This window comes from Alphaproteobacteria bacterium (assembly GCA_030740435.1).
GTDB lineage: Bacteria > Pseudomonadota > Alphaproteobacteria > UBA2966 > UBA2966.
Genome location: JASLXG010000017.1, coordinates 1 through 13,076, shown reverse-complemented (window position 1 = coordinate 13,076; position 13,076 = coordinate 1). Strand labels below are relative to the sequence as shown.

At 65.2% G+C, this 13,076-nt stretch carries 8 protein-coding genes; all 8 read right to left on the bottom strand.

The genetic code is table 11. The features are described from left to right. Positions 1–44: 44 nt before the first annotated feature. Entirely contained in the window at positions 45–1,991 is a 1,947-nt protein-coding gene (locus QGG75_02015; protein MDP6066022.1) for a TolC family protein, read from the bottom strand. Further along, on the bottom strand, positions 1,988–3,781 hold the full coding sequence (locus QGG75_02010; GenBank protein MDP6066021.1) for a TolC family protein: 1,794 nt from the start codon (positions 3,779–3,781) through the stop codon (positions 1,988–1,990). Before QGG75_02010 ends, QGG75_02015 begins: the two co-directional genes overlap by 4 nt. A gap of 125 nt (positions 3,782–3,906) precedes the next feature. After that, positions 3,907–5,244, bottom strand: a complete 1,338-nt coding sequence (locus QGG75_02005) for an FHA domain-containing protein (protein MDP6066020.1) — start codon at positions 5,242–5,244, stop codon at positions 3,907–3,909. A gap of 15 nt (positions 5,245–5,259) precedes the next feature. Continuing rightward, complete coding sequence (locus QGG75_02000; protein ID MDP6066019.1) at positions 5,260–6,066, bottom strand: protein phosphatase 2C domain-containing protein; 807 nt, start codon at positions 6,064–6,066, stop codon at positions 5,260–5,262. 18 nt (positions 6,067–6,084) lie between these two features. Then, positions 6,085–9,426 carry an ABC transporter transmembrane domain-containing protein gene (locus QGG75_01995; protein MDP6066018.1) on the bottom strand — a complete coding sequence of 1,114 codons (3,342 nt, stop codon included), beginning with the start codon at positions 9,424–9,426 and terminating at the stop codon, positions 6,085–6,087. A 2-nt stretch (positions 9,427–9,428) separates the two neighbouring features. Then, complete coding sequence (locus QGG75_01990; protein ID MDP6066017.1) at positions 9,429–11,420, bottom strand: HlyD family efflux transporter periplasmic adaptor subunit; 1,992 nt, start codon at positions 11,418–11,420, stop codon at positions 9,429–9,431. A 96-nt stretch (positions 11,421–11,516) separates the two neighbouring features. Beyond that, positions 11,517–12,497, bottom strand: coding sequence for a hypothetical protein (locus QGG75_01985; protein MDP6066016.1), 981 nt, complete (start codon positions 12,495–12,497; stop codon positions 11,517–11,519). A gap of 76 nt (positions 12,498–12,573) precedes the next feature. Then, the gene (locus QGG75_01980; protein MDP6066015.1) at positions 12,574–12,813 is read right to left on the bottom strand and encodes a hypothetical protein; all 240 of its coding nucleotides are present in this window, start codon (positions 12,811–12,813) and stop codon (positions 12,574–12,576) included. Positions 12,814–13,076: the final 263 nt, after the last annotated feature.

Here is a 13,076-nt window from a genome sequence, read left to right as displayed (position 1 = left end):
CGGCGGCAGCGTCGCGGTAGCCACCAAGTGGCGCCAATTTGCTTTCATCGGCCTTCTCCAAACAGCCGCAATATGCCCACCGATTCCAGCCGCTTCAGGCGCCCGCGATCGAAATTCGTCAGGGCCGTGCGCTGGCCGTAGACTCGGGCCAGTATTCCAAGCGACGCCAGCAGCCGGGTTTCGCCCTGCTTGCCGGCGATCTGGGCCTGGATCAGGGCGGTATCGGCGGCCAGCAGACCGTTGAGCTGCTGGGTGATTTCGTATTCCGTGACTTGGCGGCGTTCCTGCAGGCGCCTGGCGGCGTTGTAGATCTGGCCTGCCAGCTCCTGCCTCTGGCGCGCCAGCGCGATGGAGTGGCGGGCACTCTCGACCGCGGTGAGGGCGTCGCGGATCTGCTGCAGGAGACCGTTGTCGGTGATCTCGCGTTGTGCCCGCAGGCGCTCCAGACGGTAGCGCGCGCTGGCATGGCCGGCCCGGTCGGAGCGCCGCCCGAAGGCATGGCTGTAGACCAGGCTGGCCGTCTGTGTGGTGGTATCGGGCTGCTCGATGTCGAGGACCGAAGAGATCCAATAGCGGTAGCCGAAGAGCGAATTGCTTTGCCCTACCGTGGTGTCATAGCTCAGCGCCAGATCAGGCCGCAGCGCCACCGTGGCGGCATCGATCTGCAACTCGGCGCGACGCAAATTGAGCGCGCTTTGCAGCAACTGAGGATGGTTCTGGCGCAAGGCGTCGAGGTTCTGGGCCGGCACCGACAGGCGTTCCAGGGTGTCGCTGTAGGCTACCGGAAGATAGAGCACCCGGCCTTCGCTGCCTAATAACTGGGCCAAGCTATTGGCCGCCGCCACGTAGGCGCCGAGCGCCTGTTGCCAGTCCGCCGCCGCCCGCGGCCGCTGGCTGGCCACCTGGGCGTGGTCGTAGCGCGTCAGGCGCTTGAGGGCAAAAAGCCGTTCGGTGCGCGATACCAGCCTCTCTGTGTTTTCCAGATCGCGCCGCGCCGTCTCCAGCGCCTTGGCCCGGCCGACCAGGGTCCAAAACGCCAGCTCGACGTCGCGCAGCGTGTCGTTGACCAGGATCTGCACTTGCCAGGTAGCCACTTGGCGATCGATTTCACTCAATCGCAGCGCCATGTCGGTGCCGTTGAAGGAGCCGAAGTTGCGCGTAAAGGGCAGCGGCAGCGACAGGCTGAGCGAGAGATTCGAGGTCCAGGGCCGGTCGTAGGAGCCGAAGGTTTCGAGGCCGCTGGCACCGGGGTTGTTGATGAACTTGGTATTCTTGTAGACAGCGTCATAGGCCAGCATCAGCGACGGTCCCCAGGGCAGCTGCTGGGCGATGCTGGTGGCCAGGGTGTAGGTCTTGGTCTTGCCCGTGGTGCTGGCCTCGCTGGCCGTGACCTTGGTGTTCTCAAAGCCCTCGGCACGAAACTGGTCGTACTGGATGAAGGCCACGGTGCTGTCCTCGTCGAAGACCACGCGGTAGCAGTTGGTATCGTTGGCGTCGGCGTTGTCGCCCGGCGCAAAGCAGACATTGCCGCCGGAATCGTTGTCGCCGGCTGCCACGATTTCCGTGACCCGCTTGTGCTTCGAGGCAAAGGTCAGGCGCTGATAGGTGAGCGAAGAGGAATAGTTGGCGCTGGCGGTGAGCACGGGATCAAATACCGCCCGCGCCTCCTCCAGCACGGCAGCCGCGATCTCCGAGGCGATGCGGCCCTTGAGCAGGCCGAGGTTGCGCGCCAGCGCCTTGAGCGCCGCCTGGCGGCGGCTCAATTCGACCAGTTGGTAGCCCCCCAGGATGGCCCTGCCGTCGCCCTGGCGGGCGGCCACGACCAGCCCGTTGAGCCGGCGTTCGGCGGCCAGGCGAGGGCTGTCGACCAGCGAGCCCTCGGGCGCCAGGATGGCCTTCACCTGGTTGCCGCCAGGGGGTTCGGCGGCGGCCAGCGCGGCGGGCAAGAGCAGTCCGGCCAAGAGGGTGACGAGGGAAGCTTTGTGGCTCATGACCAATCCTCCTCGATACCGCCCATCAGTCTCACCAGGCGGGCCTCGACCTGGCGCAACGCCACCCGGGCGGCGACGTCCTCGCGGCGCGCCGCCAGCACGGCGCGGTAGCGGTTGATGAGTTCGAAACTGGAGATGCGCTCGAGCTCCAACATGCGCACGGCGTGGTTCAGCGCCCGCTCGGCCAGCTCTAGCCGGCTGGCGGCGTCCTTGATTCTGAACTCGGCCTGGCGCAACTGGCTGGTGGCGGCATTGACTTGGCGCACGACGTCCGAAACGGCCTGGCGCTCGACTGCTTCGGCCCCCTTGCGGGCCGCCAGCGCGCGCCTGTGCGCCGCCTTCACGGCGCCGTTCCACAGCGGCACGGTGTAGGTCAGGCCGACGAAGATCTCGTCGGAATCGGGCCCGAAGATGTGCACCGCCGAAGCGCGCCAGGTGTCGTAGCCGAAGGCGGAATCGGTCTGGGCCAGATTGTAGCTCAGGCTGAAGCTCAGGTCGGGCCGGGTCTGGTAGCGCCTGAAGCGTTCCTGAAGCCGGGCCGTGCCGCTATCCTCGGAGCTGATCTTGAGCTCGGGAAAGCGCCTCAGCGCCCGCGCCACGGCGTCCTCGGTGGGCAGCCCGGCGGCGGCGCGCAGTTCGGCCTGATAGTCGATCGGCAAAAGCAGCGGCGCGGGCTCCTGCTTGAGCCAGTCGAGACTGGCCGCCAGCGCGTGCGATGCCGCCACGAAGCCGCTCCAGGCGCTTTCTTCCTGTAACGCCAGGGCCTTCCCTTCGGCCACGATCTGCTTGAATTCATAGCCCGTCAGATAGCCCCGCGAATAACGCCGCCGCATGCGCCCTTCGAGATCCCAGACGGCGGCCGCCAGGTTGCGTGTCAGTTTCAGCCGCTCGACGGCGCCCACCAGGTCCCAGTAGCCCAGCCGCGTCGTTTGCTGGGCCGTAAGGCGGGCCAGGTGGCGTTCCCAGCGGCTGCGCCTGAGCGTCGCCTCGGCCACCGCCAGGCCGACGCCGGCGCTGTTGCCCTGGGCGCCGAACCCCTTGGTCAGAGGCAGTGGCGAAGAAAAGCTGAAGGACAGACTGCTGGTCCAGGGCGCCCGGCTCGAGAAGCCGAAAGGGTCCTGGACCGAGAGGATGCTTTGCAGACCTTCGACATCGTAGCTCGTCTTGATCTTGTAGGTCGAGCCGAAGGTGGCGCTGAGGCTGCCGCCCCAAGCGAAGCCCTTAGCCAAGGAGACACTGCCGAACCAGCTGCGCAGGCGGCTGTCCGAGCTGGCGGCCTCCTCCTCGCCGGCCAGTTCGAGACGGTCGACGCAGGTATCGAAGTCGGTGTTGGCAATTTCACCGTCGACGAAGATACAACCCACCACCGAGCCCTCGGTCTTGGCCCCCTCGGACTCGACGACACGTTCGCGGATGATGAACTGATTGCGCGAGTGGCCGTTGCTCTCGGTGTAGCCAAAGGAAAGGGACGAAGTCGGATCGAAGGCCGATCTGCTGCCTTCCAGGGTGGCCCGGCGTTCGCCGCTGCCAGCCACTGCCAGGGCCACCGCGAGGCTGCGGGCGGCGCTGTTCTCGTCGGCCTCGCCGAGCGTCAGCTTGCGCAGCCGCAGGTCCTTCAAGGCCGTTCGGGCGCCGCTGACAGAACCCTCGAGAGCAGCCCCGATGGCCGCCTCCAGGGAGACCGCGGCGGGCACCACCGAAGCCGCCGCCGCCATCCCCCCCGAGCCCAGCACCTCGGCCGCCGTGAGCGGCGCCGAGCCAAGCCATCCCCAGACCGCAAGAACGCTCACGGCGGCCCGCAGGCTGGCGGCAAGGGAAGAGGAATTTCGATACGCCACGACTGTTAACCCGCATTTCTCGCCGTCCGGGCAGAAGATGCGCTGCAGTGAACAGCGGCAGGCGCGGCGTCTCGGCGTCACTGGTCTCGCAGGACTCCCTTCCAGCGGTTCAGCTTCTCGACGTCAACGCTTTCGGCCTTTTCGAGGCTTTTGAGAAACAGCCGATACCAGATCTGCAGGGGGCTGTCGTTGCTGCGGCGCAAACGGGCGAAGGTCTCGGTCCGCTTCGACATCTCGGCCATCAGCGCGGCCGGCGGGGGCGATGCCGCGTCGGGCTTAGGGAAGCGCAGCGAAAAGTGGCGCAACTCGAGCACCAGGCCGGCCAGCGTCAACAGGTCGTCGACCTGGCGCAGGCCCTGGGCCTCTTTTGCCGCCTTGCTCGTGGCGCCGGCCCGCCGGGCCGCCTGCGCTTGCTCGGCCTGCTCCAGGCGGCTGGCGGCAGCCTCGAGATCGCCGCTGGCCAGAGCCGGGCTGAAGCCACGCTCGAAAACCATGAAACGCAGCCGCGCTTCGAGGTCGATGAGACGCACGTCGTCGGAATAGCGCGACAACATCGGCGACGCCAGGCGGCCCAGCTTGGCCAACCGCGCCAACTGCCGCTCGCTGACCTCGGCGCTCAGGCTGCCGGCACTGCGGTAGGCAATGTCGGCCAGGCTATGGAGCGGTCCCTCGAGACGCTTGACGGTGGCCTCGATGGCGCTGTTCCTGGCATAGACCGGATAATAGGCGATGGCGCTGGCGGCCAAGCCGAGCAAGATCGCCAGAAAGGCCATTACCCTGATGGCCCGAATGAAAAGCTTCGACCAGCGCTCCGGCGCCGGCAAGGCCTCGCGTTGGACCGTCGGCACCACTTGTTCGGTGAAATCCTCCTCGACGTCTTCCTCGACCGTGTCGCGGGCTTCGAGGATGGCGCTGGACGCGACCTGGGCCTCGCCGATGCTGGCCCCGAAGTACATGGTGCGCTCGGTGTCGTCCTCTTCGTCGGGCGCCGCCTGGCGCCAACTGCCGCTGGCCTCGCCGCCGGCGCCGCTGTCGAGCACGTAGCGCAGCTGGATGCCGCCGAGATAAACCTCGTCACCCGGCGCGAGCCAGCTGTCATTGACCCGCTGGCCGTTGACGTAGATGCCGTTGGTGCTGTTGAGATCCTCGACGCCCCACTGGCCGTCGCCGGGATAGAACCGCAGGTGCTGGCGCGACAGCTTGCGGCTGTTGATCGGCACCGTGCAGGTTTCGCCGCGGCCGACCACATAGTCCTGGCCGGGCTCGAGTACGATCTCCTGCAACTCGTCCTCGTCCTCGAACTCCGATCCCTCCATCACCACCAAGCGCGCCGCCGGTGCCGGTTGCGGTGCGCGCCGCAGCGACGAGCCGGCGGCAAGATCCAGGAACTGGGTATGGTCTTCGTCAGAGGCCAATGCCGTTCTCCGAGCTCACGAATAGCGGCCCACGATGACCGTAACATTGTCCTTGCCGCCGCGCTCGTTGGCAAAGTCCACCAGCGCCCGGCAGATATCGTCGGGCGTGGCCTGGTCCAGACGGACCAGGGTTTCGCTGATCTCCGGATCCGCCACCATGCCGGTAAGGCCATCGCTGCAGACCAGCACGAGATCGCCGGGCACCAGCAGCTGCAACCCGACATCGTTCTCGACCTTGGCTTTCGGCCCAATCGCCCGGGTGATGACGTTGCGCGGAGGGTTGTCCCCCTGGCCACCCCCGTCGAGCCATTCCTGATAGAGCGTGTGGTCCCGCGTCAATTGGCGGAGCTCGGCATCGCGAAAGCGATAGACGCGGCTGTCGCCGACGTTGAAGAGCACCATGCGGCCGGGCTCGACCGTGGGCAGCATCCCCACCACCGTCGTTCCCATACCGGTGCCGGCGGGAAAGCCGCGGTCCTGGTTGAGCGCGTTGATGGCGTCGTTGGCCTTGACCAACGCCTCGTCGACGAGTTTGACGTCGGCCCCCGCAGGTTCGATCTCGGTGATGTCGGTCGCCGTATCGCTGTTGGCGGCGGCCCTGACCTGGGCCACGTTGCGCCCGACGTGGTGGGAAATGATGCGCACCGCGGCGGCGCTGGCGACCTCGCCCTTTTGGTGCCCGCCCATGCCGTCGGCGACGATCAAAAGGCCGCTGCCTTCATGAATGCGGAAGGTGTCTTCGTTGAGGCTGCGCTTGCGCCCGAGGTCGGTCAGGCCGGCTACATCGAGCTGATGTCCGGAGCCGGTATCGATGATGGTCATGCCGGTCTGCGCTCCCGCCTATTCGGTCTTCTTTGCGGCCGTCTCAGTGCTCTTCCCTGGCACCTTGTTGTCGTCGACTTGATCCTCGTCGCCAGCCTCTTCTGCCGCCTCTTCTGGTGTCTCAGCGGCCTCCTCTTCGGCCGCCTCGGCCGTCTCCGCGGGCGCTTTCTCGCCGCTGATGTCGTCGTCCAGCGGCGGCAGATCAAACTGTGTCATGGCCAGCCGGTAGTAAAGGCCTTTGTAGCCGTTGGCGCGCAGGTATTCGGGATCAATGAGCTCGGGGTGGGTGCCATGCTCCTGCACCTGGCCGTCATCGATGAAGCAGATCATGTCGCAGTGCATGATGGTGGAGAGCCGGTGCGCTATGCTGATGGTGGTGCGGCCGCGCACCACCTTCTTGATCTGCTCGGTGATGCGGCGTTCGGATTCGTTGTCGAGCGCCGAGGTGGCTTCGTCGAAGATCATGATCTTGGGCTTGCGGTAGAGCGCCCGGGCGATGCAGATGCGTTGCGCCTGGCCGCCCGAGAGCCCCATGCCCTTCTCGCCGATCAGGGTCTGGTAGCCCAGCGGGTAGTTGATGATGAATTCGTGGGCGCCGGCCATCTGGGCCGCCTCCTTGACCGCCTGCATGTTGGGCGAAGGATCGCCCAGTGCTATGTTCTCGGCCACCGAACCGGCGAAGGCGAAGCTTTGTTGCAGCACCACGCCGATGGAGCGGCGCAGCGAAGAGAAATCGATCTGGGTGATATCCTTGCCGTCGATGCGGCACTCGCCCGACTTGGGAACGTTGAAGCCCAGGATCATCTTGGCGATGGTGCTCTTGCCGCAGCCCGAGGGCCCGACGAAGGCGACGTTCATGCCGGCTTCGATTTCCAGGCTGAAGTCGCGCATGACGTTGTGGGTCTGGTCGCCGCCGACGTAGCTGAAGTTGACGTCCTGGAAAGTGATCCGGCCCTCGCACTGGTCGAGCGTCGCCGGCATGTTCTCGGCGTCGGTAATCAACGGTTGTTCGGGATTGACGTCCAGCACGTCGGCCACCCGGTCGACGGCAATGCGGACTTCCTGCAGCGCACTCCAGAGTCCGACGAGCTGCAAAACCGGCGCCGTGACCAGGCCCATGAGAACGTTGAAGCCCATCAGCTCGCCCACCGTCATGACCCCCAGGATGACGTCCTGGGCGCCCACCCAGAGCACCGCCACGGTGGCGAACAGCGTCGACATGCGGAACAGGCTGGAGGACTGCAGCGCCAGCTTGGACAAGCGGTAGGTGCGCGTGACGTTGCCCGAGAAGGCGTCTTCCCAGCGCGACCGCGCCATGTACTCGTTGGCCGTGGCCTTCAGCGGCTCGATGCCGTTGAGCGATTCGATGAGAAAGCTCTGGGCCTGCGAGTTGGCGACGAAGATCTCCTGGTTCAGCGCCTTGATGCGCGGCGTGAAGTAGGTGACGATGCCGATGTAGACGGGCAGGAAAGCCGCCACGATGATCGCCAGTTTGGTGTTGTAGGCGAACATCATGAAGAAGTAGATGACCACCATCATCATGTTGAGAATGGTGGTGATGGTCTGGCCGGCGATGATGGCGCGGATCTTCTGGTTCTCGCCAAAGCGCGTCAGAATCTCACCCTTGTTATGGGTGTGAAAGAAGCTCATGGGCAGGCTGAGAACGTGCCGATAGAACTCCGACACCAGCCGCATATCGATCCGCGCCGTGGTGAAATTGAGCAGCAGCGACTGGGCGAAAGTGGTCAGCGTCATGAAGCCGGTGGCCATCACCATGCCGGCCAGCATCATGTTCAGCAGCGCCACGTCCTGGTGCACGATCACGGTATCGATGATGGTCTGGATAAAAAGCGGCGAGGCCAGACTGAGGATGTTGATCAACAGCGCCGCCAGTAATGCCTCGCCGAGATACTTCTTGTGCGGCGTGATGTAGCGGATGAAATGGAGATAAGGCTTCTTGGGCGGCTCCAGGTGCTCCATCTGCACCGTCGGCTCGAGCAGGATGAAGACGCCGCTTTGGGCATCGGCGATGTCGGGATCCAAGAGCTCGGCCTTGGACCATGACTTGAGGAAGTCGGCCTTGCGTACCTTGCGGATGCCTTCGGCGGGATCGGCGATGTGCACCGCGGTCTCGGTGACCTTGTAGACCACGACGTAGTGAAAGCCTTCCCAGGCGGCGATGCCGGGCAGCTTGGCGCGCTTGAGATCGAGCCAGCTCAGCGCCGTGGCCTTGGCCCGTATGCCCAGCAACTCGGCGCCTGAGATGATCTCCATGGGCGAGGGATATTCGTTGTGCAGGCTGGTCAGCTCGCGGATGGCACCGAGCTGGAAATTCTTTTCGGCGTGTTTGAGCACCATGGTCAGGCAGGCGGCGGCGCAATCCGCTTCCTCGTTCTGGCGCACCACCTGGAAGGCGGAGATCTCCTTCTCCTCCTCGAAGCGGCTGAACTCTTCCTCGGTCAGACCTTCGGCCAGCTTGATCCTGAGATCGACGCCCTCGGCCCGCTCGCGGCTGCGTTGCTCCAGGCTCTCGGCCTCCCTGAGCTCGACCGCCCGCAGGCGCAAGCGCTCGTGAAGTGCCACGTTGATCTCGAGGATACGGCTGACCTCGGTCTGCTGGATCACCAGCACCGTGACGTCACGCAAAGCCACTGCTGAATTGGCTTGCATGCCGTCGGGTTCGATATCGGCCAGGGCGCCGGGCACGCCGATCAGGCTTCCCCGGCTCTCGCGGTCGAGGATGATGGGGTCGCCCTCGACCGGCTGCCAGGAGATGTCGACCTGGCCGCGCTCGATGAAATAGAGCCGCGGGTCGGCGATGCCTTGTTCGAACACCGTCTCGCCCTGGCGCACCACCTTGACGCCGACCTTCTTGAGGATGTCGAGGAAGTCCTTCTGCTCGTATTCGGCATCGCCCAAAAGGCCCCGCACCAGGCCGGCCAGCTCGACCAGCCCCACCGTGGCCCGGAAGTGCTCCTTGATCGAGGGCTGGTCCTCGACCAGTTCGCGAATGCTGTCGGCCGGGGCAAAGAACATCACCACGCGGTCGTCGGCGGCGACGATCTGGTAGTCCCAATCGGCGTCCTCCAAAAGCGACATCTCGCCAAACGACGAGCCCGTGCCGGAGAGGCCCAGGCTCTCGATCTTGCCCTCGGCGTCCTCCTTCAGCCGCACCCGGCCGGAATGGACGATATAGAGGCCCTCGATGGCCGTGCCCTGCTCGGCCACGACCTGGTCGCGAGCGAAGGCGCGGGCCTCGAAGATCGATGCCACCACCGCCTTGTCGACATCGTCGAGCATGGCGAACATGACGTGGGTGTTGAGGATTTCGTGGATTGCCCGCCGGTTGATGTCGACCATTCTCAGGCCTCGCCGCCGCCGTCGTCACCGTCGCCACCGTCGCCACCGTCGCCGTCACCGCCAGGTTCTTCGAAGAATCGGGCAAAGGGCGAGAAGACGATGGAGATCAGCCGTTTCTCACCGGTCTTGACTTCGGCCACGCCTTCCAGACCCATCTCGAGCTTGCGCGGGCGGGTTCTTTTTTTCGTGATGATCTCGGTGTCCAGCGCGACGCGAATGGTGTACATGCTTTCGCGGCCCGCCTCGCCGCTGGGCTTGGTCGAAATTTCGGAAATCGTACCAAGCTGGATGCCCCATTCCTGGAAGGGGTAGGCGAAGTACTTGATCTTGACCGGCTGGCCCCGGCGCAGCTGACCGATATCCTGGTTCTGGACGTAGGCCACGGCTTCCAGCGGCGCCATGGAGGAGACCATGGTGACGAGATCGTTGCCGGCCCCGATGACGTTCCCTTTGCTGACGTGGATGCGGGTGACGATGCCGTCGAGAATGCTCTTGTAGTTGACCATGCGGTCGCCGTAGCGCACGCCCGGCACCAGCGTGTCGGCCTCGGCGATGCGGGCCTTGAGGCCGCGGATATAGTCATCCAACTCGCGCACGTCGCGTTCCTTGTTGCCTTCGAGCTTGCGAATATCCTCCTGGATGATGGTCAGCAACTGCTGGTCGGAGAGCTGCTTGAACTCGCGCCGGCTCTGTTCGAGGCTGAGATTGAACTGCGCCACCTGGGCGGCGGCATCGGCGATGGCCTTGTCGCGCTCGGCGTCGACAAGCTGGTATTCCTCCTTGAGTTGGCCCAGGTTGAGGCCGAGCTGCACGATCTGGGCCCGGGCATCGGCGATGGCCTTTTGGCGCTCGATATCGACTTGGTCGTACTCCTCCTGGTGCTGTGATTTGGTCAGCTCGAGCTGCACGGCCTGGGAACGCGAATCGGCGATCGATTTGTCGCGCCCGATGGCAACCTGGTCAAATTCCTCCTGGAGCTGTGATTTGGTCAGTTCGAGCTGAATCTCCTGGGACTGGGAGTCGGCCACCGACTTTTCCAGATTCTTGACCCGGTCGTCGGCCGCCTCGAGCTCGGGCCGGGTGATGTCGCGCTGCTCGAAAAGCTCCTTCTTTTCCTCATAATTGCGGCGCGCGTCCTCGACCTCCTCGTCAAAGCGGGCGGTGCTGCGCCGAACCGTGGCGATCTGCTGTTCGGTCTGCAGGATGCGGCCTTCGAGGGCCGAGGCCCGGGTGCGGCTCTGCTCGACGATGCGGCGCTGGTTGCGCCGCGCCGTGGCGATCTGCTGCTCGGTCTGCAGGATGCGCCCCTTGAGGGCCGAGGCCCGGGTGCGGCTTTGCAGCGTGACCTGGCGCTGGCTGCGCTTGGCGGTGTCGATCTGCTGTTCGATTTGCTGGATGCGGGAGCGGAAATCGGAAGCCCGGATGCGGCTCTGCTCCTCGATTTGGCGCTTGCCGCGCTCGACGGTGGCGATCTGTTGCTGGGTTTGCAGCATGCGTGACGTGAGGCCCGAGGAGCGGATCTCCTTCTGGCCCGAGGCATCGAGGTAGTCACGCCGGCGTTGCGAGATCTGGAACTCGTAGTCGCGCTCGACATCGCGGCGCTGCTTCTCCATCTCCTCGACGCGGGCCTGCAGGGCCTCCTGTTCGGGGCTCATGGCGGCGCGGAACTTCTCCTGCACCACCAGCAATGGGTCGCCGACCTGCACGATGGTGTCCTCGGTGGCCAGAATCTCGGTGATCAGGCCGCCGCCCAGAGCCTCGACGGTGTGAATCTTGCGCTCCAGCTTCAAGGGCGCCACCACCAGGATGTCCTTCTTGGCGAACACCGAATAGACCAGGGCGCCGAAGACCACCAGAAAGACCATGTAGATGGGGCCGCGCAGCACCACGCCGGGTGGCGAATAGAGAATCTTGGCGGCGCGCACGGCATGGCGCGTGTCCTGGGCCAGGCGTTGCTCGACCTTCACGCCGCCTTTGTTCGATTGATCCGACAACCCTTGCCTCCCTCTAGGCCGGACGCCAGCCGGGTTGGCCAGAACTTAGCACAGCCGCAGCTTGTTTCGCACCACGGGGTGCGTATCCGCAGGCCCTCATGGCGACCAGGCCTGCACCGCCGCCCGGGCCTGGCGCAACGAGCCGCTTTGGGCCCAGGCGACCAGGTAGCTGGCCAGCCCGCGGCAGACGATTTCGCGGAAATCGGGGCCGATCCACATCAGCGACGGCCCGGGGTTGCAATCCAAGAGGTAGAGCCGGCCATCCTCGGCGCCGACGATGCCGTCCCAGGCGGCATAGTGAAGGCCCAGCAGCCGGGTTGCCCGCACCACTTGGGCACGATGGCTAGGCGCCATGGCGGTATAACGGAAAGCGGTCGGTGCGGTGCGCGAATCGACGTGGCCCTGGGTGTCGATCTCCAGCGGCAGCACGACCTTGTCGCCGACCACGTGCAAGCGCAGCGTCTGGCCGGCCACGAAACGTTGCAGCAGCACCGGACACAGTGCCACCTCGGCCAGTCGGGCGCGGTCGCCCACGTCCACCAGCCGCGTCGAGCCGACGCCGATGGCCGGTTTGGCCACCACCTCGCCGTGACGCTCGACGAAGGCGGCGGCGGTGCCGGGATGGTTGGTGCTGATGGTTTCGGGCACGCCGATGCGCCAGCGCCGCAGCTTCTGAAAAAGCTGGGCCTTGGCATTGTGGTCGGTGAAACCCCGCGTCAGCCGGTTGACCACCAGTTTGCCCGCTCCGGCCAGGTGCTCGAAGAAGGCGTAGGTGGTGGCCTGGTAGGACTGCTCACGCAGGAAGGCGAGGCGCTGTTCGGCGAAGCTTGCGGCATTCAGCAGCGGCGGCAGCGAGGGCATCGTGTTGGGTGCCGTGCAACGGATGTGGATGGCCGCGATGTCGGCGAAATCGCAGCCCTGCCAGGAGCCGCCGCCGGGCCGCAGGCTGACCGCGGTAGCGCCGCCGAGGCCGATGTCGAAAACCAGCGGCGTGCCGCCTTGGGCCTTGACGGCGGCGGCGACGTCGGCCGCCTGGGCCGAGTTCTCACCCGAAAAGATGGCGATGCGCGGTTTCAAGGCCGGTCAAAAAAATCGCCCGGGATGAACCCCGCCCACCGGGCGGCATCCATCGCCGGCGCTATTGTGCTAGGGCTTACGAGCTGACGTTTATCGAGCCGATTCGGGTCTGATCGGTTACGTCGCCACCGGCCGCCCCGGCCCCGGCCCCGGCCCCGGCCCCGGAATGGGCATGGGTGTCGGCTTCGGCGCCACTGGCGCCCCACTGACTGGTACCCGCGCTGGCACCTGAGTACGATCCCGCACCGGCACCGGCCGATGCATCGCCGCCGGACTTGCCGCTTTGCTCGACGCCACCTGAACTTTGGTCACTCATGATCAATCCTCCGAATTCGTGGATTTTTGTTGAGCATCCACCTTGTTGAACGCAGCAATGCTACTACCCGCTGGGCAGTCGGGCAAACGCAATAAACAAAGCCCCGCCCGAAAAGGGGGCGGGGCTAGGGCCTGTTGACATTTAAGGGATTCCCAAGAGCGTCAAAAAGTGATTCAAACTTCCTTTTGCAAGGAGGTTTTGATGAACACGGGACGTTTCGTCATCAGGGATGAGGTCTGGGAAAAGGTTTCCCCCCATCTTCC

What these genes read in the sequence shown, in the direction of transcription:
- QGG75_02015 (MDP6066022.1), bottom strand. Translation starts at nt 1,991, where the DNA reads ATGAGCCACAAAGCTTCCCTCGTCACCCTCTTGGCCGGACTGCTCTTG.
- QGG75_02000 (MDP6066019.1), bottom strand. Translation starts at nt 6,066, where the DNA reads ATGACCATCATCGATACCGGCTCCGGACATCAGCTCGATGTAGCCGGC.
- QGG75_01995 (MDP6066018.1), bottom strand. Translation starts at nt 9,426, where the DNA reads ATGGTCGACATCAACCGGCGGGCAATCCACGAAATCCTCAACACCCAC.
- QGG75_01980 (MDP6066015.1), bottom strand. Translation starts at nt 12,813, where the DNA reads ATGAGTGACCAAAGTTCAGGTGGCGTCGAGCAAAGCGGCAAGTCCGGC.